General features: G+C 48.5%; 15 protein-coding genes. 8 read left to right on the forward strand and 7 right to left on the reverse strand.

From position 1 onward, the window contains the following. Positions 1–101: 101 nt before the first annotated feature. The 5 genes from C7Y71_RS05675 to fucU all read left to right on the forward strand — a co-directional run bounded on the left by C7Y71_RS05675 (position 102) and on the right by fucU (position 6369). Positions 102–2588, forward strand: coding sequence for a TonB-dependent receptor domain-containing protein (locus tag C7Y71_RS05675; RefSeq protein WP_111897450.1), 2487 nt, complete (start codon positions 102–104; stop codon positions 2586–2588). Between the two features lie 197 nt (positions 2589–2785). Next, complete coding sequence (locus C7Y71_RS05680) at positions 2786–4507, forward strand: putative transporter (protein ID WP_111897415.1); 1722 nt, start codon at positions 2786–2788, stop codon at positions 4505–4507. Positions 4508–4551: 44 nt separating this feature from the next. After that, positions 4552–5103, forward strand: a complete 552-nt coding sequence (locus tag C7Y71_RS05685; RefSeq protein ID WP_111897416.1) for a hypothetical protein — start codon at positions 4552–4554, stop codon at positions 5101–5103. Between the two features lie 24 nt (positions 5104–5127). Beyond that, positions 5128–5928: an ADP-ribosylglycohydrolase family protein gene (locus C7Y71_RS05690; RefSeq protein WP_111897417.1), complete on the forward strand. Its 801-nt coding sequence runs from the start codon at positions 5128–5130 to the stop codon at positions 5926–5928. Positions 5929–5934: 6 nt separating this feature from the next. Further along, entirely contained in the window at positions 5935–6369 is a 435-nt protein-coding gene (gene fucU, locus C7Y71_RS05695) for an L-fucose mutarotase (protein ID WP_111897418.1), read from the forward strand. Positions 6370–6527: 158 nt separating this feature from the next. On the opposite strand, the gene C7Y71_RS05700 is transcribed toward fucU, so the two are convergent. The 3 genes from C7Y71_RS05700 to C7Y71_RS05710 form a co-directional block, all read right to left on the reverse strand. Beyond that, a complete protein-coding gene (locus C7Y71_RS05700; RefSeq protein WP_146739329.1) occupies positions 6528–7049 on the reverse strand; it encodes a heavy-metal-associated domain-containing protein in 522 nt (173 codons plus the stop codon). 409 nt (positions 7050–7458) lie between these two features. Next, the gene (locus tag C7Y71_RS05705; protein ID WP_111897420.1) at positions 7459–7668 is read right to left on the reverse strand and encodes a hypothetical protein; all 210 of its coding nucleotides are present in this window, start codon (positions 7666–7668) and stop codon (positions 7459–7461) included. A gap of 30 nt (positions 7669–7698) precedes the next feature. Beyond that, a complete protein-coding gene (locus tag C7Y71_RS05710; protein ID WP_193215979.1) occupies positions 7699–11508 on the reverse strand; it encodes a leucine-rich repeat domain-containing protein in 3810 nt (1269 codons plus the stop codon). A gap of 1089 nt (positions 11509–12597) precedes the next feature. On the opposite strand from C7Y71_RS05710, the gene C7Y71_RS05715 reads away from it, so the two are divergent. From C7Y71_RS05715 to C7Y71_RS05725, 3 genes are read left to right on the forward strand one after another with little or no spacing between them, the layout of a single operon-like run. Beyond that, entirely contained in the window at positions 12598–14151 is a 1554-nt protein-coding gene (locus tag C7Y71_RS05715) for an acyl-CoA carboxylase subunit beta (RefSeq protein WP_111897423.1), read from the forward strand. A 42-nt stretch (positions 14152–14193) separates the two neighbouring features. Further along, a complete protein-coding gene (locus C7Y71_RS05720; protein ID WP_111897424.1) occupies positions 14194–14469 on the forward strand; it encodes a hypothetical protein in 276 nt (91 codons plus the stop codon). Between the two features lie 23 nt (positions 14470–14492). Next, positions 14493–14954: a biotin/lipoyl-containing protein gene (locus tag C7Y71_RS05725; protein WP_111897425.1), complete on the forward strand. Its 462-nt coding sequence runs from the start codon at positions 14493–14495 to the stop codon at positions 14952–14954. 113 nt (positions 14955–15067) lie between these two features. Here C7Y71_RS05725 and C7Y71_RS05730 read toward each other — a convergent pair whose 3' ends face one another. From C7Y71_RS05730 to C7Y71_RS05745, 4 genes are all read right to left on the reverse strand, one after another. Next, entirely contained in the window at positions 15068–16756 is a 1689-nt protein-coding gene (locus tag C7Y71_RS05730) for a glycoside hydrolase family 10 protein (protein ID WP_226943580.1), read from the reverse strand. 14 nt (positions 16757–16770) lie between these two features. After that, positions 16771–17706: a tetratricopeptide repeat protein gene (locus C7Y71_RS05735; RefSeq protein ID WP_111897426.1), complete on the reverse strand. Its 936-nt coding sequence runs from the start codon at positions 17704–17706 to the stop codon at positions 16771–16773. 69 nt (positions 17707–17775) lie between these two features. Beyond that, positions 17776–19242 (reverse strand): sodium:solute symporter, encoded by a 1467-nt coding sequence (locus C7Y71_RS05740; RefSeq protein WP_111897427.1) that lies wholly within the window; start codon positions 19240–19242, stop codon positions 17776–17778. 89 nt (positions 19243–19331) lie between these two features. After that, positions 19332–22493, reverse strand: a complete 3162-nt coding sequence (locus C7Y71_RS05745) for a beta-N-acetylhexosaminidase (RefSeq protein WP_193215980.1) — start codon at positions 22491–22493, stop codon at positions 19332–19334. Positions 22494–22671 lie beyond the last annotated feature (178 nt).

Below are 22671 nucleotides of genomic sequence, written 5' to 3' on the forward strand. Positions count from 1 at the left end.
ACAGTCTTAATGACTAAAATTATAGTGTATTGTTTTGAATGGCCACTGAAAAGTCAGGAGTTTATACAGCAATACATCCATTCACAGGCTATCTAAATTTTATGAACAGAATTATTTTTACCCTTTTCGCAGCAATGCTCTCTGTTATAGCAATAGCACAAGGCAGTGTTCGCGGAAATGTTTATGACGAGACGACCCACGAGCCTTTGTCGTTTTCTAACGTCCAGATTATGCAGGACAACAAGGCCATCAAAACATCTACAACCGACGTTGAAGGTGCATTTGCCATCACAAACATCCCTTTTGGTAAATATAACATCAAAGTGAGCCATCTCGGCTATAGTTCCGAGAGTTGGCAAGTTGTACTCGACTCCGTACACCACGCCGTGAAGTTCGACACGCTCACATTCGTAAAGACATCTGAAGGTACGGCTGTTGTAACGGCACAGCGCTCAACCATGCGTCTTGAAGTGGACCGCAAGTCGTATAATGTGGACCAGACAATAGCCAACACAGGAGCCACTGCCGATGAAGTGCTTGAAAACATTCCTTCTGTGGAAGTTGACCAAGATGGCAACATTTCTCTTCGCGGCAATTCCAGCGTTGAAGTATGGATTAACGGACGTGCCAGCGGACTGACCAGCGAGAACCGCTATGAAATCTTGCAGCAACTCCCTGCAGAAAGCATTGAGCGCGTAGAAGTCATCGACAATCCTTCTGCCAAATTCAGCGCAGAAGGTTCGGCGGGCATCATCAACATCGTGCTGAAGAAAAACCGCAAGGCAGGCTATTATGGTTCGGTACAAGTGGGGGGCAACACCAATGGCGGTGCTAATGCCAGTGGAAACATCAACTACAGTAGTTCTAAATTCGATGCCTATTTGAATCTCGGCTATCGCCACCGTCACAACAATCGCGGTGGAAGTTACAGCCGCCAGACCTACACCGACGAAGACATCTTCCAGAATTATGACGGTAAGAACCAAAGTCGTGGCAACAACCTCTTCACACGGGCAGGCATAACCTACCACGCAACACCAAAGGACGACATCACCCTTGCCGGCATGATGATGCAGGGCGGTCACAACCGTGTAAATTCCACTCTCTACCGATACGGCACACTCAGCACCGGCATAGAAAACAGCAATATGTTCCGCCGCACAGCCACCGACGGCAATATGCAAATGTATCACGGCGAACTTGTGTACCAGCACAATTTCAGCGAGACGCATTTCCTGAGTGCTTCTGCGGAATACAACCGCTGGATGATGAACGATGAAGCGGTTTATCAAGACAGTACGACATACGCAGATGGCATAACTCCTTCAGAATACAGTTACCAACTCCGTCCCAACCTCATCCGTAACAGGTCAATGGAGTTCAAATTAGACTACGAAAACCAAATCACCGACAATTTCAAACTGCAGACGGGTTACGACGCAAGGCTCAGCCACGAAAACACACCGCAAAGCATGGAAGCCGACTATACCGACTGGAATGGTGCACACCTCGTTATGGACGAGAATTTCTTCAACCGCTTCATCTATTCGCTCGATGTGCATGCACTCTATGCCACGGCGTCTTTGCAGTTCGGGAAACTCGGCGTGATGGCAGGACTGAGAGGAGAATACTGGAAGGTCAACACTGAGAGTTATAACTATGAACAGGAAACGGACCGCACCAAGCGTAATCCCGCGTTCAAGAAAGACTTCTTCCAACTCTTCCCGAGCGTCTTCCTCAACTACCAACTCTCCAAGGCAGACCAGATACAACTCAACTACTCCAGACGTCTGCGCCGTCCGTTTGGCGGACAGTTGAACAACTTCAAGAACACCCGCGATGCTTCGATTATCGACATGGGTAATCCACACCTTGAACCTGAATACTCCAACGCACTCTCGCTCAACTATCTGCGCATATGGGAACTCCATTCGCTCAGCGTCAGTGCATACTACAGACCGACGACCAACGTCATGCAGCGCATACAGTATCGCAACAACACCGACGGACTGATGTACCAGACCAACGAAAATGTATCAAAAAGCGTGAGCACAGGTCTGGAAATAGTGGCAAAGAACAAACTCTTCAAAATCCTCGACCTCACCACAACAGCCAATTTCTACTACTTCAAGATGCACGGCTACAACTTCCTCGTGGAAGACCAGATAGTCAGCGGAAAGGGCAACGAGAATTTCTGCTGGAACCTGCGCTCCATGGGTAGTTTCACACTCCCTGCCAACTTCACACTGCAACTCACTGCCGACTATCGCTCCCGACAGTCAACCGCACAGGGCTTCCGCCGCTCAAACTTCAGTTTCGATGCAGGATTGAGAAAGACCTTCCTCAACCGCAAATTCACCGTTGCGCTCAACTGCCGCGACCTCTTCGACACACGCAAGTTCCGCAACGTTACCGTTACCGACCAATTCACACGCGACCAGAAATTCTGGCGCGGTGGACGCAACGTCAACCTGACCCTCACCTGGAACTTCGGCAACATGAAGCAGAAGCCCAAGAAACGCCAGGCACAGCAGCAGGACGACATGGACATGAACGGCGGCTACGACAACGGCAGCGAAATGGAATAAGCATGTTTTCCTAACCATTTAGCCGGACAACCAATAAACAAGGTCGCCCGGCTTTTTAAATTTTTCTTCAATCGCACTTGACAAAATTTTGTAACAGAAGACGCCAACGCCGGAAAAACGTCCAATGTTTTTCTCTAAAAAATTGTTAATTTGTGCAGATGTGAGTAATTTTGCACACAAACAATACAGATCTTATTATGGATTGGCTCATTAATATTTTTACTGACACAAGTTCCTTGGCACATATCATGGTGCTTATTGCCATTGTCATTTCCGCTGGCGTGGCATTGGGAAAGGTCAAATTTGCAGGTATCTCGCTAGGTGTTACATTCGTTCTCTTCGTGGGCATCCTTGTGGGGCATATCTATACGCACTCCGGTATGGCTAATGAGGAAAATCTTGCAGCGCCGGGGCAAGTGCTCAACTTCATCCAGGACTTCGGACTGATTCTCTTTGTCTATTGCATCGGTCTGCAAGTGGGACCGGGTTTCTTCCAGAGTTTCAAATCGGGCGGCGGCATGAAGATGAACTACATCGCCATAGGCATCGTGCTGCTTAACGTGGCTGTCATGCTGGGGCTTTACTATCTCGTTTTCGCATCGAAAGGCGACAAGAACGATCTCCCCATGATGGTGGGTGTGCTCTACGGTGCCATAACGAACACGCCCGGTCTCGGTGCTGCACAAGAAGCGCTCAAGACTGTTGGCGGTTTCGGCGACCTGAACATCGCGAGCGGCTATGCCTGTGCCTACCCGCTTGGCGTTGTGGGCATCATCGGCTCAATGATTCTTCTGCGCTTCATCTGCAAAATCAGCCTCAAAGATGAAGAAGAAGAAATCAGAAAATTGCAGGAGGACAATCCTCACGCAAAACCACACCGCATGAGCATCAAGGTGACCAACCACAGCATTGACGGTAAGAAACTCTCACAAATCAGGGAATTCCTCAACAGGACATTCGTCTGCACACGAATACTCAAGGACGGCAACTATATCACGCCAAGCCACGACACCGTGGTAGGATATGGTGACCTCCTCAACCTCGTCTGTGCAGAAGATGACAGCGACGCTGTTCTCGCATTCCTTGGCGAAACCGTTGAAGGTTACGACTGGAAAGAGGAGCGCAGCGAAACGGTGTCCAGGCGCATACTCGTTACACAGAACAGCGTAAACGGCAAGACGTTTGGAGAAATGCACTTCAGTTCGGTGTATGGCGTCAATGTTACGCGCATCACCCGTCAGGGCATGGAACTCTTCGCCGACCGCGCACTGCGCATACAGATTGGCGACCGACTCCTCGTCGTGGGCGAGAAGGAAGCCGTAGAACGTGTGGCTAACGTGCTGGGCAACAGTGTGAAACGCCTTGACCACCCCAACATCGGTGCCATCTTCCTCGGCATACTCCTTGGCATCGTGCTCGGTATGCTGCCCATAGCCATACCCGGCATGTCGGTGCCTCTAAAACTCGGACTCGCAGGCGGACCGCTCATCATAGCCATCCTAATCGGTGCATACGCCTACAAACTCCACCTGAACACCTACATGACGAGCGGTGCCAACCTGTTCATCAGAGAATTAGGTCTTGCGCTCTTCCTCGCCGCAGTGGGCATAAAAGCCGGAGCAACATTCTGGTCAACGGTTACAAATGGCGACGGACTGACATACGTGTGGTGCGGTTTCCTTATCACCACCATTCCACTGCTTATCATGGGATTCGTGGCAAGAAAAGTCTATAAGTTCAATTACTTCACCCTCATGGGTATGATGGCAGGTGCCACCACCGACCCACCCGCACTGGGATATGCCAACATGACGTCATCGACGGACGCGCCCAACGTGGGCTACTCCACCGTCTATCCGCTCTCCATGTTCCTGCGCATACTCTGTGCACAAGCCATCATTCTCTTCCTCTGCACATAGCGGGTGCCAGGAAACCTTGAATGTGAATCTATCATGATGTAAATATGAAGACAAGATTTAAGAAGAAAGGGAAAATCATAGACATCGGCATCACAGCAGTGGCGGGTGCGCTCTCTGTGGGCGTTATGCTCTATGGGGTTTACCATTTTGGTCTTAGCGAGGCTTGGCCCGAATTAGTGCTTAACGTGTTCTACATAGCGTGCCTGGCGATGATATGGATGTACTTCTTCAATCGTCTCGATGCCCGGAAGTTCAACTATTGGTGTTCAGTATGCATTGGCGTTACGGTTTTGCTGCGCGACATCCTCTTCCCGCCCCCACTATCTTGCTATGCTCTCCATTTGGCATGCCTCACACTCTCAGTGCTGCTCTTGCTCATGCTTACCTTCTTCTATGCCCGCAAAAAATGGAAGACGTACTCTAAGCGGAACCTGTGGATGATTTTTATAGTTGACATGGCGATTGCTGCGCTCTACAACTATGTGATTTATACAAATCCCATCAACGAATACACCAACTACCTGCTCACGGAAATCTGGATTCGCCCCACCATCACGTATGGACTCGTGGCGTGTTTCGTGTCGGAGACGGAATAGAAACAAAACAGGAAATAAAACACTATGTTAGGTAGCATTATCGGCGACATCGTAGGCAGTGTTTACGAATTCAACAATATCAAGACCAAGGACTTTCCTTTCTTTTCTTCTGGATGCACCTTCACGGACGACAGCATCCTCACCCTCGCCACAGCCGACTGGTTGCTCCACGGGGGAGACGTGGCACACTATTACAGCAGATATGCACAGGAATACCCAAGCCCCATGGGCAGTTATGGCGGCGGCTTCCTCTGCTGGATAGAACAGACCAAGGCAGGCATCTTCAGCCCGTACAACAGTTGCGGAAACGGTTCTGCCATGCGCGTGGGACCCGTAGGCTGGGCTTTCGACACAGAGGAAGAAGTGATGCAGGCTGCCAAGACTTCGGCAGAATGTACCCACAACCATCCCGAAGGCATCAAGGGCGCACAAGCCACAGCGCTGTGCATTCTCATGGCTCGACAGGGGAAAGACAAGGAAACCATCAGAAAGGTCATTGAAGAAAAGTTCCACTACGACCTGCAATTCACCTGCGACAGCATCCGCGACACCTACGGCTGGGGTGCTGTGTGCCAAAACACGGTTCCGCAGGCGATAGTGGCGTTCCTCGACGCAGAAGATTTTGAGGATGCCATACGCAACGTCATCAGCATCGGTGGCGATTCCGACACACTGGGCTGCATCACGGGAAGCATAGCCGAAGCCTTCTATGGCATACCACAGGACCTTCGCGACGAGACTTTTGCCCTGTTGCCAAACAATTTCGCAAAACTGGTCAGCGATTTTGAAAATAAATACAGAGACAGCACTCTCCATAAAAAATAATATACCATGTTAAAAGGAATTTCACCACTCATCAGTCCCGAACTGCTTAAAATATTGGCAAGCATGGGACATGGCGACGAAATAGTGCTCAGCGACGCACATTTCCCCGCAGAATCGTTCAACGACAGGGTTATCAGAGCCGACGGACTGCGTGTGCCCGAACTGTTGAGAGCCATACTCCCTCTCTTCGAACTCGACGCATACGTGGAGCATCCCCTCGTGATGATGGCTGCCGTACCGGGCGACACACTCGACCCCGCTGTGGAAGAATCCTATCTCAAAGCCGTGAACGAAACGAACCCGCAAATCAAAGCCTTCGGACATGAAGAGCGTTTCGCCTTCTACGAAAGGACAAAGAAAGCCTACGCCGTACTCGTTACCGGCGAAACGGTAAAATACGGCAACATTATCCTCAAGAAGGGCGTAACACCCATAGAATAACGCCCCACCCCCTCATCAGACCGAATTCCGTCTGATTTCTAAAAACAAAAAAGCAACCTGCACGTAGGATTTGATTCCTTATGCAGGTTGCTTACCAAGTGTCCTCCATCTTACAGATTTTTTTCTCCCGGATTTTAGCGTTTGTAGCAATCACCGAATTATTTTCTGCCACCTTGCTTGCCGAAACCACCTGATTTGCCTTTAGAATCGTGGTTGGAAGCCTTCCCTTTGTCGTTCTTCTGTCCGTGTCCTACATTGCCGTGGTTCATGGAGCCGTGGTTGTTGGAGCCGTTATTCTTCGCCCCTCCATGCTTCCATCCTGCGTTTTTATCGCCATGGTTTTTCCCTGCCTGGAGTTGGTATCCCTGTCTTGCAAGAGCATTGCGGATTTGGCTGAGCGAAACCACTCTGTCGTTATAAACCACGATGAGCGAATGGTTGGCCCTGTTCCATCTGGCATTCTTCACTCCTTTTATGCGCAATGCAGCCTTTACTATTTTACTTCTGCTGAGACTGTTGTAGTTGTAGATGGCTATTGAGGCACTTTTCTCCTTGTGATGTTGCATTTCGATAACTGCGTTCTTGCTGTTTACACCGGCTTTTGAACTGTTATTTGCACTTGCCGAAAGGCTGAAAGAGGCTGCCATAGCCAATGCGATGATGTAATGATAGCGTTTCATGACTTTTCTTTTTTATCAGGTTTGACTTTTTGTTTTACTTAACCTTAGCAACGGATTTTTAGAAAACCCGAATTACTTTTTCGGTTTTATAACATTATGACGAATGAAAAATCAAAAGGTTTAAGAAGTGTTTTGAAAAGATTAAGTGATTATTTGTTAGTCAAGATTTTAAGAATCAGAGAATTTGTCGCTTCGCGATAGGGGTAAGGAACGCTAAGAACACGGATTTAACACGAAGACTTGTCGCCCATCCTGACGCGAATGTTGCCATTGATCCACTCGGCGAAGACACGGATTGCTGCGCTGCGAACCTTAATTCTCTAATTCTTGAAAAATAAAAAAAATGCCGCCCATATATCAATACAGGCGGCACTTTCTTGAAATGTATGTAATGATTACTTCACCATTATTACCAATTCCAGTCCCAATAGTTGCTGGAAGTACCTTCGTCCATATCTAAATCTAAATCTAACTTTCGCGTATCCCAGCCTCCCGGATCAATTACGGGGGGAGCACCGCCGGGACCATGGATGTCGCCACCGGTATTGGCAAAGAATTCTCCAAAGGTGAATGGTATCGTTCGGCACTGAGGCTTTATATAAATCTTCTTTGATTCCATAAATAATATAGTTAAATATACTTTCTATGTTTATTTTATGACAACCTTACGTCCGTTATTGATATAGACACCGCGCTGAGTAGGCTGGTTATTGAGTTTTCGCCCTTCAATGGTGTACCATACATCCCGAACAGGACTTGCTTTCACGCCATTCAGACCGGTTGAAATCTCACCAAGTCCGCTGCCCATGTGGTCTTCATCCACAATAACCATACGGTTGGTCGGAGAAACTGTTGGATTATACAGGTCTTTCATGAGTACAGAACTGTGTACGCGGAAGTATGCGCGGTTTGCTCTGGTATAGCCGGGATTTTGTGTCTGAACGAAGTAGCCGTTGCTCAAGCCGAAGGAGATGAAACCGTCTGCATATTCGTCTCCATTCATCACTACAGATGGGCGACCTGATACGTAATAAGGTGTATAATCCCACTCGCCGGAATCCTGTTGGAAGTATTTGCGGGCAACCGAAACCTTAAGCGGATTCGAAGCAGAGTCAGTTAAATAAGTTTCTTGCGTTACTGTTTCCCAGAATGGCCAGACGTATGTAGGCTCTACACAGGGCACGAGGATGTTGCCGTGGTCGGTGTGGTTGTCATGGAAATCATGACGAGCTTTAATTTCACCAATGTCCGTACCCCATTCCTGTATGAGGTCGAAGATATCAATCCACTGGCGGCAGTGCCAGTCTTCAATATGTGCTAAACCATAGCCCCATGTTACACCAAGTTCTGATTGTGGTAGGGTATTCTTTTCGTTTCCGCAATAGACAGTATCTCCCTTAACATAGGATACACCTTTAATCGTAATGTCTACATCTGTTACATATTTGTGGGTACAAGGTACAAAGCGATAGTAAAGTAATTTATGGAGACCATCTGAACCAATCTCTGTTTTATCATTAATTTTAGAGTAATTGGGAGTAACCCATTGCACACCAGTCGGATTGCCGAGCAACGTCCTCAGATAACCTGTACCCGCTTCACAAGCCTCAACCCAATTTATAGCAGCAGGAATGGTGAATCTATTAAATCCTGCTGAACAGCGATAGGGCCTTCCAGAACTACTTGTCCAATAATCGTATTTCTTTACGGTAATAGGAGCTGTAACTTCATACTTCTTTTTACCATCACTACCCTTATCTGGTGATGCTCCGGTGCCAACAGCTTCATATAAGGAGGTGCCATCAGTTTTAGCAGCCCACTTTTTATAATAACCTATTGGGACAGTAACCGTTTTACTGAAGTCAATTGTGATAGGATTACCTGCACGGTCTCTCATGTTCAGCAAGTCATATTCCTTTATCTCATAATCTGTGCCTGCATCATTCCATACGGCAATCTGACGCCATCTGGCAGTATGGTCGTTGAAATCGAGCCAGGGCTTGCCTGCCATGTCTCGCAGGTTTTCGTCTGAGTCGAACGTCAGCAAACGGCTGTGGATATTGACACGGGTCAGACTGGTTGGAGGATCAGTCACTCCTGGACTGCCAACCTCTACACCAAATTTCTGTGGCACTGTCTTTATCAGTTTGGCAATCTCCCCGTAGTCAGCATAGAGCGGCATAAGATAGATGGCTGGTTGTGTGTAAGCAAACAACATGCCTTCATCCGGCGGCAGGATGGCATCTTCAACTTCCATCGTTGCAATCTTGGGTACATCGTCATGATTTTCATTGTCGAAATATTGGTGAGCCGTGCGTGGGAACACATGCTGCGCGCCATGTACGGTGCTGTCGTTTGGATCTATATAGAAATCAATGGTAGGTGTCCACAGCGTTTTGCTTTCACCCATGTTGTTCGTTGTATTAGAGGAAGCCCAAGTGTCAACCGTACCGCCGTGGGAGGGTTTCAACACATAACTATCTAATGTCCAAGACGTGCTGGCTACCCACCAGGGAGCTTTCGAATAAGTGTAAGTGCCACCATCCTTGCTGGTGTAATGGCCGTAATTCGGTTTGGTATATTCTTTGGTCAGATCGAACTTCACGCGATACTCATGATGACGATATTCCTTGCTGAACAGACCTAATATTGGCAGAAGTTGTTCATTCTCATCGATGCCATGTACATAACGCTCTCCACAACTCAAAGGCACAATGATGCGCACGCGATGGGTAGAATCAGTATCGAAGGGCCGACCGTCCGAAATGATACGAGGAGGAACTTTGGCATTAAACTCTACAGTAACGTCTGTCCCGTCCTCGTAGAACGAGCGATAACCCAAAAAGAGTCCATTGGAATTGACAGGATTCTCGGGGGCAGCATCTGTTCCTGCCACAAAGGGAATATAAGAGATGTTGTTTTTAGCAAATGCATATTGACCAATGCTATCAATGTGAGTAGGCAAGTCGAAGCGTCCACCCGCACCCAGGTTGTTACCATAGAAAGCATAACTCCCTATCTTTTTCAGACTTGCAGGGGGAAGGAATGTACTAATGTCGGCACCCTCGAAAGCGTTGTCGCCAATTCGGGTTAGCGCCATGGTTTCGCCAGTAGGATCGCCACCAGATGCCACGAAAGAAAGGTCGGTGAGTGAGGTGCACTCGTAGAATGCACGGTCGGAAAGTTCCTGAATGCTAGGACTTATTATCACTTCTGTAATATTGTGGCACTGAGCAAAAGCACCCTTGCTTATTTTCTTCACCAATGGTGTCTTGTTCATATCCACTTTCGTGATATTATCCCAACCTTGGAAACAACGCTCGCCGAACTCGCGGAACTTGGCTGAATTTATCACCTGATATATGGAGTCGTATTGCGCGTACGACATGGCATAATGACCAAGGGATTCAATGTTATTGTTGGCTACCCATTCCTCGTCAGTGCAGGTTTCGCCGATGAAAGGATATACATTGCTGCCCTTGTGGAACGAAATTTTCTTGGGAGCGGAGAATCCCGTCCTGCGCAGACCGCTGTCGCCGATATAGGTGATGCCCTTCGGCAAGATGAAGTGCGTGTGCTCCACATCACTGAACGCACCGAAGTCGATGCCGACCACTTTGAGGATAAGGTGACGGCCTTTATACGTTGCGCCTAATTCATTTTCGCTATCAGCGAATTCCTGGTCCAGCATAATGAAGCTGGGAATGGTAATCGTCCGGCTTCCACCCGGCACGTTCGCATAGCTTGCCGCATTCTCTGCAGCTGTCTCACTACAGAATGTGGGTGTCAAGTACATACCGGTAATAAAAGACTCTTCATAGGACTCATATTCCGGTGAGTCTCCACTTTCCTCTGCTTGGATCTTATTGCGAACGTTAGTCAACTGACCTGGAGTGAGACCCTTGCCAACCACAACGTAGCCACCAATGAGTTCACCATTGTGAAAACCGACCGTTCCATTTGGCCTTAAATCCGGATGGTTAGTTCCTCGCCCTTGCCACTCTTCGTCTGGAGTGCCATTGGCTGTGCCGGTACGCAGCACGGTGAAATACACGTCTTCTTCCACACCGCCTTCACCAATAGGCTTGAAACCGCCCAAATAAACACGGGTAGGTGCATCATGAGTAAAGTAGCCTGTGCTGTTGCAATAGTCATCCTTAAAGATGGCACGATAAGGAGTGGTCAGACAGAACTGATCTTTATTCGGGTCTTCTGCTATTCCTGAGCCAGCCAGCGAGGTGGAGGTCCAAGTCGGCGACACAGAAGCCCTGATTACAAGACCATGACCACCGCCATACAGAGAGTCTTCACCCGCAGAAGTTTTCGGGTTTGCATAAGGAACAGCGGAACCTAAATTCTCATAATAAGCACGATTCTTCACTGTCTCTTGCGCTGCAACCTGAAGCACCGTTAAATTGCCGAGAAAAAGGCAAAGCAAAATGAGTAATGTCTTTTTCATACACATAAATTATTTGATTATTGTTTATTTTCTGATTTTCAGATTGTGATTTGTATCAGTCAATCTATTATAATTTTTAATTAATATTTCAACACAATCTCTCCGTTAATCTCTCAATCTATCTGTGATAAATAATAAGAATCAACAAGAAAGGCCGACAAGGTTTCTAGAGAAAAGCCTGAAACAGGATTTAACCTGATTAAACAAGCATACTCCAACTTGTAATTTGCAAATATATTTTTTTTACGTTAATTTTATACAATCAGACACTTTTTTTTGATTGATTTTTTTATTGTTTTTATTGCAACTATCACATTTTGCAATATGGAGTTAGCAAAATAAGGTGTAAAAACTGGTATTGGTGTCCGGTAAACGGGCTGAAAGCCCCAAAGCCCATAGCCCGGGACAACGTCCCGGGTGAATGTGATTAAAGGCATTGGCGCGCTGTAAGCGCAAAAGCAGATATAAAGGCAAAAAGTTTTGGCGTAAAGACTTGATTCATAATGCTTTTGTCCTTTCAGGACGTACTCAACTACATCCATATACCCATGGCGTTGCCATGGGCTATGTGCTGTAAGGCTTTCAGCCTGATTCAGAGCACTAAAACTGACGCTACAAAGTAAAAGCGTAAGCCCCCATAGATTACCCCTACCCATAAAACACCCATATAGAAAGGCTTATGACTGAGTCCATAAAACTTTTACCGGACACCAATAAAAAACTAACAGGGATGACGCTTCGCGATAGGGGTAAGGAACGCGAAAGACACAGATTTAACAAGAAAACATTATCGCTCATCCTGATACGAATTATGCCATTGCTCGGCCCGGCGAAGACGCAGATTGTGACAGAGAATTCTCAACTATCAATGACTATCTACTCCTTAATATATAATCCCCAGTCGTCAAATTTTGCTTCAAAACATACAATAATAAGCAAAAAAATCATTTAGTTCAATTTGAACTATTTATTTCAAAACTTTTTCTTAACTTCGCGCTGATTTTTGAAAAAATAAAACAGGGTCAGGCACTTGGTCTCTGCCACTGAGTTGGCGAAGAGGCAGGAAACCCTCCCCGAAATAACAATACAATGACTCAACAACAAAACAAAATCAAGAAACTCGTCGAACTCCGTCAGCAAGCACGCTTGGGCGGTGGCGAGAAAGCGATTGAGAAACAACATGCGAAAGGCAAACTCACTGCCCGCGAACGCATAGACCTCCTGCTCGACAAGGGCAGTTTTGAGGAAATGGATATGTTCAAACTCCACCGTTGCCACTACTTCGGCATGGAGAAAAAGCAATATCTTGGCGATGGTGTGGTATGCGGCAGCGGCACAATCAACGGCAGACTGGTTTACATCTTCGCTCAGGACTTCACCGTGAACGGAGGTTCTCTCTCCGAGACCATGGCGCAGAAGATTTGCAAGGTGATGGACCAGAGCCTCAAGATGGGTGCACCATGCATCGGACTGAACGATTCTGGCGGTGCTCGTATTCAGGAAGGCATCAACGCTCTTGCAGGCTTCGGCGAAATCTTCCAGCGCAACATCGAGGCAAGTGGTGTGGTACCACAAATCAGCGGTATCTGCGGTCCATGCGCCGGTGGAGCGGTTTACAGCCCGGCGCTGACCGACTTCGTCGTGATGCTCGAAGGCGTGAGTTATATGTTCCTCACAGGTCCGAAAGTGGTGAAGACCGTTACTGGTGAGGATGTCAGCCAGGAAGAACTCGGTGGCGCGAGCGTACATAGCACTAAAAGCGGTGTGTGCCACTTCACTGCAAAGAACGAAGAAGAATTTGCAGCCATCATCCGCCAGTTGCTCAACTACATTCCGCAAAACAACCGCGAACGCGCACCGCGCGTACCTTGCAACGACCCCATCGACCGCAAGGAGGATCTCCTCAACGAAATCATTCCCGACAATCCCAACCAAGCCTACGACATGTACCAAGTGATAGGCGCTGTGGTGGACAACGGAGAATTCATGGAGGTACACCGCAACTTTGCCAAGAACATCATCATCGGCTTTGCACACTTTAATGGTCAGAGCGTGGGTATTGTTGCCAACCAGCCAAGCGTTTATGCCGGTGTGCTCGACTGCAACGCATCACGCAAGGCAGCACGTTTCGTACGCTTCTGCGACTGCTTCAACATTCCTATCGTGTCGCTCGTTGACGTACCAGGCTTCCTCCCGGGTACGGGACAGGAATACAATGCCGTTATCGACCATGGCGCAAAACTTCTTTACGCATACGGCGAAGCAACGGTGCCCAAGGTTACTGTCACCCTGCGCAAAAGTTACGGCGGCAGCCACATCGTGATGGGCTGCAAGCAACTCAAGGCGGACCTGAACTACGCATGGCCCTCAAGCGAAATCGCCGTAATGGGAGCCGCAGGTGCTGTGGCGATTATCGACGGCAAGGCTGCTAAAACAGCCGAAGACCCCAAGGCGTTCCTTGCAGAGAAAGAAAAGGAATACAACGAACTCTTCTCCAACCCATACAAGGCTGCAGAGTTTGGCTATATCGACGACGTTATCGAGCCGCGCAACACACGTTTCCGCATCTGCCGTGCTCTCGCACAACTGGAAAACAAACGCGAGACACGTCCTGCAAAAAAACACGGCAACATACCTTTGTAATTCCACATACAAACGTACACCAACTCAAAGAATTTCAAGAGTATGAAAACATTTAAATATACCATCAACGGCAGCGAACTTTCGATACGCCTTGACGAGAAAAGCGGCACCATTGCCGAACTGCAGGTGGACGGCGCTTTCCCCACACCAACTGATGAGGAAATGAAGCAATACGCTGCAGTCATCGCCCTTGCACTGATAGAATATCAGGTGGAGGATGTGCACGATGATGAAGCAGGCGTCATCACGCTCAGCCACACCGAGAGTTCATGGAACAGTCCCTACGAACTGATGAACAGGCTCGATGGCAGAATATAGAATTCCGAAAAAATCAAACAACGATGAAACAATATAAATATAAAATCAACGGTTCCGAGTTTGACGTTACCATCGACAGTATCAATGGTAACAAAGCAAAGGTTGAAGTAAACGGTCTGCCTTTCGATGTAGAAATGATTGGTAGCACACTCGTGGAAAGCGCCCTGCCCGATTCTGTATCAGAGGGAGCCAGCGCGCCTGTATCCGCTCCTGCCGCTCCTGCACAGGAAGCACCAAAAGCAGCAGCGACAGCACCTATGGGTGCCGGCGAAGGCGTAGCAGTGAAAGCGCCCCTCCCTGGTGTAATCACAAGCATCAAGGTGGAACTCGGTCAAAGTGTGAAGAAAGGCGAAACAGTTGTCGTGCTTGAAGCCATGAAGATGGAGAACAACATTGCAGCCGAGAACGATGGTGTTGTCAGCGGTATTGCCGTACAGACAGGCGACAGTGTGCTCGAAGGCACAGTGCTCATCACCATCGCCTGACACGTATTTTTAACTCCAAACGCCTGCGGGTTGTAAGGACACGATGCCTTGCAACCCGCAGGTGTATCAATACAGATTACCGCTATATTGAAAATATGATAACCACTCTGCCACTACTTCTTCCAGAAGAGTTTCAGGGGGTGTGTACGGTGTTGGCTGTCGATGGCACGCAGTTCGTAGCAGCCGCGGGCTATACCGTAGAGATAAAGCCTGTCGGCATTGGGGTGCCGGAGCACCGCTCTGCCTGCCATGTCGAGAATTACGAGTTCTTCGGCATCCACATTGCCCACGTCCATCACGCCATCCACTTCTGCCATATCCTGCCGTTTGTTGCTTTCTATGTTCTTTCTGAGCGTATTCACCAAGGCAGGTTTGCTTTCGTTACCATATCGGTCAACAGCCGTAACGGCAAAACAGCCGCGAAGTTTATCGGGCAAGGCTGGCGCATAGACAAATTCTGTGGTTTTAAGGTTTTCTGCAACGATTTGCGCAAAATCCAAGTTTTCAGAAAGTACGTCGGAACGATATACATTATAGTGTACGGCATCGGGCTGTGCGTCCCAACTCAAACGTATATCCCATTTGTTCTGCGTGGATTGCAGGCGCGGTGTGGCGGGCAGTTTATTGCTTACCCACGTCATGGGCGGTATGCGTGCACTGCGCGAGTAGAAATGGTCTTTGCAATAGTCGTAAAGACCTTTTTCGTTGTTCAGCAGAAATCGTGTGCGGAAATAAGCCTGCCCCATACCAAGCCAGCGCAGGAAGTTCATCTCGCGGGTAATCACATCGAGGTTCCAGTTCTTTTCGTTCTTGTTCAGGAAATAGATGCCCAGTCCCGGCACGATGGGTTTTTCGTTGGCACGTTGTTGCCAATCCACAGCAAAAGGATAAAAATGATCACCCGTGAAGTACATCATCGGCATGAGCATATCCATCAGTCCTTCGTCGAGCCATGCCACACAATCCTGATGTACGGCATCGCGTGCGTTCCAGCCCTTTGAACTATGAAGGGGAAGGTCGCAGTACTTGCCCACCGGAGAGCAACTCAGTTTTACCCAAGGTTTTACGGAACGCACTGCATCGTGGATTGCACGAACTGTCCGCGTGACATTCTCCGAGCGCCACTGGTTTCGGTTTTGTCCTTTGCCGTATTTCTGATAGGTCTTGTTATCATTGAATGGTATAGACGATTCCGGATAACGGATATAGTCGAGACTTATGCCGTCCACATCATAATTTTCCACGATTTCCTTGCAAATGGAGGCGATGTAATCGGCTGTGCCAGGCACTCCCGGGTCCATCATCCACTGGTCGTCACAAAGTTGGCACAATTCAGGACGTTTTTTAGGCAATGCCGCATTCCCGAGTTGCTTCGCTGCCGGCAGTTTGCAAATGGGGAAACACACCACCCAGGCATGAAGTTCCATGTTGCGCTTATGACATTCCTCTATAGCGAACGCCAGCGGATCGTAACCGGGCGCTCTTCCTGCCCTACCCGTCATGCAAGCGTCCCACGGCTCTATTTTCGACGGATAAACCGTTGTACTTCTCACACGCGCCTGCATCACCACAGTATTGATACCGCATTGTTGCAACTCATCGAACATCTGTACGAGTTCGGCTCTCTGCCGCGCTTCGCCTTCTGCTGTTGTGGCAGCACTCTTTGGCCAGTCGAGATTCATCAGTGTGGTCAGCCAAACCGCCCTTACTTCATACTTAGGTTGCGGCATTTGGGCTCTCATCGCCTGCACTGCAAGAAACGTCAATGCAAGGACAAAGAAAATTCTGTTTATCTTATTCATGATTATGGTATATACTATTTAGACAATGCCCTGTACATACTTTGCATTTCGCTGACCGACACACCTGCTGCCACGGCGCTGTCGAGGTCTTTACGAGCAGCAGTCATGCGCTTCAGCGTGATAAGTATCTTCGCGCGCCCCACATAGAGGGTACCATCATTGGGTTGCGCTGATATGGCGGCATCATAGTCGATGAGCGCACGGTCCAGAAAGCCCATCCTGTACAGAAGTTCTGCCCGTGCCACCCGTGCGTCAGTGAGTTCGGGATAGCCCTGCACAAGCGCATCAAGCCGCTCAAGTGCCATCTGTTGCCGCCCATCGTTCTCGTCCACCAATGCCAACAACAGCCGCGCACTGGTATTTTCGGGATCTTCATACACGATGGCCTCCAAGTCGTTCCTCGCATCAGCATAGAGACGCAGTCGCATCTCTGCTGCCGACTTCAGGAAACGCACCTGCTTCGTGTTTATATCACTGCGCTTGCTTTCGAGCAATATTTTACAATCTTCAAGTGAGCGACGATAGTCCTTCATTTCGTGGTAGCACTGCGCACGCAGGAAACGCACATCGTCCATGTCCGGGTCGGCTTTAAGTGCCTCGCTGAAATACGTTTCCGCCTTGCGATAGTCGTTTCGCACGTATGCAATGCGTCCGAGATTTGCACGCACCACATGGTTGCCTTTCGCATCAGGGCGCAACTTTAGTGCTTCCTTGAAGAGACTTTCGGCCTCGGAAAGGGAGTCTGCATTAAGGGCATTAAAAGCGAGTGTGAGTCGGTCATTGTATGCCAGAGAGTCTTTCTTGATGCGTCGTGCAACCGCTTCATCGAGGTTATAGTCGTCGGTGGTTTTGTTGCGCACCTTGCCACCCTTGCTCAAATCAATAATGGTTTGCGCAGAGGCAGTGCCTGTCAAAAGCAAAAACAGGATGAAATATGCAATTCTTTTCATTGTGTGCGAAGTTAGGCAAAACCAACCATATTTATCCCTTATAAGACTGTTTTTCGTTCATAAAAATAGTTAAAGCGTTTCATGGCTTGGTGTTAGTTCCTTTCCGATGGATGCGAGATAAAGTGCCATGAAAGTAATCAAACCATTGAGCATCAAGAGTTCGTAGCCAAAGGTATATCCCCAAAGACGGGGTGAAGAATAATCGAGCGCTGCACAAATTAGTGGTGCTGCAATGCAGATGTAAGGTATTGATTTTCTTCGCACGGTGCGTTTCGTGAACATTCCGAAGGCATAGAGTCCAAGCAAGGGACCGTATGTGTAGGACGCCATGACATAGATGGTGTTGATAACGTTTTGACTACTCAAGACGCGGAAAAGCAAAATAAACGTCAGAAAGGCGAGAACCACAGCAATGTGTACGCGCTTTCTGATTCGCTCGGCATCGGGTTTGGAGCGCCCTTTCTGTTCCACACCAAGGATATCGATGCAGATGCTTGTGGTGAGCGACGTCATAGCACTATCGGCGCTTGAAAATGCTGCCGAGACAATGCCTATGGCAAAAGGGATGATGACTACGTTTCCCAACAGCCCGCTTTTCACCAATGCGGGCATCAGTTCGTCGCCTGTGGCCGTAACGGCGTGTTGGTTGGCAAAGGTGTAGAGCAAGATGCCTAACACGAGAAAAAGGAAATTGACTGGCAAGAAACAGATGCCGTATGCACACATATCTTTCTGTGCATCCCGTAGGCTGCGACAAGTGAGGTTTTTCTGCATCATGTCCTGGTCAAGCCCAGTCATGACCACCACAACGAATATGCCACTTAGGAATTGCCACCAAAAGTATTGCTTGCTGCCTATTTCCCAACAGAACACTTGGTTCATCCCACTGTTATTGACTACATCTATTATGCCTTGCGTAGAAAGGTCCATCTTCACGATAACGATGACGAACATCACCACCAAAGCCAGCAACAGACACAACGTTTGCAGGGCATCGGTGTGCACAATGGTCTTCATACCACTGCGACGTGTATAAAGCCAGATGAGCACGAGTACAATTATCACCGTCAGCGAGAAGGGCACACCCAACGGCTCGCTTACAAATTCCTGCAGTACCACACACGCCAGATACAAGCGCGCTGCAGCCCCCGTGAGCCTACTCATCACAAAAAAAGAGGCACCCGTGGTCTGTGCGGAAGCACCAAAACGTGTGCGCAGATAACTGTAGATGCTTGTCAATTTCAGGCGATAGTACATCGGCAGCAACACGAATGCCACAAGTAAGTAGCCGAAGAAGAAACCGGCACACATCTGCAGATAGGTCATGTCCGTCTTGTTTACCCAACCTGGCACACTGACAAACGATACCCCGCTGATACTGGCGCCAATCATACCGAACGCCACCATGCCCCATGAAGAATGACGACCTGCACGGAAAAATGCATCATTGCTGCCCGAGTTCCTCATGCGATACGAAATCCACAGGAGGAGAGAGAAATACGCTAAAAGCGTAAAAAGCATAATGAGTCCTGTCATCTTCTATCTTTAAAATGCGCCACTCCGTTACAGAAAGGATGGCGCATTGCGTCTTGTTTTTTGTGCTTATAATGTATGCAAGATAGAAACTATCTGATTTCTTTTCTTCCGTTGATGACATAGATGCCCTTGCCCGCCTTGCTTACGCGGCGACCCTGAAGATCGTAGGTCGCTCCGTTGGCGGCTTTGCCTGATGTGTGCAATGCGATGCCCGTTGGCTGGTCGTCATATATCAGGTTGTAGGCATTGCCGGAGGTATTCACCATGCTCGAAAGATATAGCCCTTCAAATTCGGGTGTGGCCGGTGTAGCCAACTCTTCGATGGGGCAACTGTAATACTTCTTGCCGAGAGCTGTGCCACTTACTGTCATGCAGTTGTACGTGAACAGGCGGACGGCCTTTGGCAGCCAGCCCGTCCCCTGCGGACGTATGGCGCTGGCATCTGAGCCGATGGTGCCCGGTTCGCTCGTGGAATGGATTGAAATGGGATAATAGCGGAGAGGCGTGGACGAAGACGTGGCAGCATTCGTGATGATGAAATCGCCCTCTTCAGGGTTATACGTCAGGGTGATGTATCCACTTACCGTATTGACGAGGTTTCCGAGCTTTCCGGTAGCGCTTGAAGCCGGACTGCCCACATAGCGTCCACGTGTTGTTGCACTGACGAGCCGCATATTGACGCTCATCTCGGCACTGGTGTTGGCACGTGCAGCATTCACTACCCATGCGTTCTCTGCAAAGACTTCTTCGGTGTTTCCAAGGTTGGAATTCCCCTCCCTGACACAGATTGTGGCACCATTGAAGGTGTCCCATGTGTTTGCAATAAGGATAGTGTCATCTTTCTGTGGCAGCAAGATGGAATTCTTTACCGCTGCCAATGCTTCTGCTACTGCGTTATCATTGTCAGCACTCAGTGCAGCATTCAGTGCATCAACCGTTTCTTGTGAAAATGCGCCATAGTTTTTTTCAGTCTCTGAGGTGTAGGTTCTGGCTTTCGTCAACAAGGTTTGTGCTTCCTTGCGCATCTGCTTAGTACTTGTAATGTCCGATATGTCAAAAGTAGGCACGAATGTCCAGAGCCCCCCATTGCCGCTGGCAGGGTCGGTGTAGCAATTCACACGGTAACCCTTGCCGCTCATGGAATGGTTCATATATTGACTGGTGCTCTGGTCACTGCAAATGGTGTAATAGTAATTGTCTCCCTGAGCACCATATCCTCCACTGCCGAGTATGAAATTATAATGCTTTGCACTGTTGTCGTAACTCCAGTAGCCATTGGTGTTGAATGCTGTAGCGTTCTGCTTGAGTGAACCGTCCGGCAAAGCCTTGCAGACTAAAGCATATTTGCCGGGGTTATTAGGGTCCTCCTCGAATGCCCACATCTGGTAATCGTAGGCAGCATCCGTTGTGGCTGCCTGGGTGTTTGTCCAGAGTTGTCCTACAGCAGGAGAATAACTGCTATAGGTGGTCAGAAGCGGAGAGCCAGAACGAATCAGTTCCCAACAACGGTTTGCGCGCTCATCGGTGGCTTTCGTTACAATGCGGTAATATTTTTTGCTGTCCCCGCTCAAACCGGTAGAACTCACCGGATATACACGGTCTTCATCGCTGGCGGTGGGTTCCGCTCCCTCATATTCAATGAACTGTGGATGGTAGTTGTATCCACCCATCCTGAGCATGGCTGTATCCTGCTTCATGCGATTGACAAACTGGTTGAAATTCTTGCTTGCCAATGGTGTCCATCCACTCTCAGCAATACCCATGAGGCGCGGCAGGGCAAGGTGCTCAAGATGGTCCACATCGCTCACGTGTTCGCACCAGAATGTGCCTTGCACACCGTAAGTAACGCCATTGTCAATAGGCTGGTAGTTGTACATGATTTTCAGGTTGTCCGCCTGTCCGTACCCTGCACCATAGTCCTGCGTATTAGCCTTACGGTTGATGTAGTAGCTGGCATTAGTCTCCCATGGGGTGATGATACATTGCAAGCCAAGATTTTTTGCCTTAGCGGCAGAATTAGCAGTAGGATTCCAGCAATAAACGATTGCGCCAGTCTGCGCTACCAAATCAGTGTTAGCATTACCTGCGGTAATTGCTTCATTCCATACGCTAACTTTCTTGCCGAGTGAGACAAGATGGTCGCTCATCTCTTTAATAAAAATGCTCTGCAACTGTCTGTAGTTTGACAATCCAAGACTACTTACCTTTGCCTGACATTCTGCATTATTTTCCCAAGCCGTTGTAGGACACTCGTCGCCTCCGATGTTGAAGCGTTCGCCCGGGAAGAGTTCTGCCAATTCGGTGATGACATCCTTACAGAACTGCACAGTGCCCTCATTAGCCACATTGAGCACATCGTTGTACACACCACCGCTAATTTGTACGCTGTGGTTGCCGTTCGGCGTACAACTGTATTCGGGATAGGCAGCAATGGCTGCACACATGTGCCCCGGCATATCTACTTCAGGCACAATGGTAATATGGAGTTTCTCGGCGTATGCCACGACGTCGCGAATTTCATCCTTCGTGTAGAAATAGGGTCCATACTGACTATTGGTCCAGTACTGGCCATATTTCAAACTACTGTTCCACGAATTGCTGCGAGTGGCACCAACGGTGGTCAGTTTGGGATACTTGTCTATCTGCACGCGCCAGCCCTGGTCGTCGGTAAGGTGCCAATGGAAGAAGTTCATCTTATAGTATGACATCAGACGCAAGATTTTCTTCACTTCATTGACATCGAAGAAATGGCGGCTCACATCGAGCATAAAACCACGGTACTTGAAGCGTGGAGCATCCTTTATGGTTACTACAGGCACAGTGTATTCGCCTGGTTTGAAAATACCGAGCATCACGTTGCCGGGCATCATCTTCTTAAGCGACTGAAGACCATAGAACACACCCACTGCAGTGCTGGCCTGCAAACTGATTTTGGAAGAGGTAATGGTAAGATTATAACCTTCAGGATCAGTCACAGAACTTGAATAAAGCACATTAACAGGTGCGCTGTCGTCCGAAGCCACTGTGGCTGTCAGGCCGGTTGCATTGCTAAAATCCGTAGCGAAACTCTTTACTTCCGTCATCTGAGCAGCATCGAGATTGATGGTGTTGATGTTGAAAGTCTTAGGGAATACGAACATGCCGCTACCTGTCGTAATGGACTTAGGCCAAGGCGTGAGATTTACCGACTGTGCTTGCGCTACGATAGGAACAAACAACAGCAGTAAGGTGTAAATAAGAGATCTTTTCATCTTTTTCATGCTGAATGGTTTAAGTTCGCGCAAAGTTACGATTTTCTGACAAGGTAGCCAAATAGGCCGACGCAGGACATGCGGACTTCCGAGAAAGAATTGTCTGATTTACAAAAACTTGCCGCCTTGCTTACTACAAGAGTCTGCAAAGCGGCAAGTTGTTTTGTCTTTGTTCTTG

This window comes from Pseudoprevotella muciniphila, assembly GCF_003265305.2.
GTDB classification, from domain to species: Bacteria; Bacteroidota; Bacteroidia; order Bacteroidales; family Bacteroidaceae; genus Alloprevotella; species Alloprevotella muciniphila.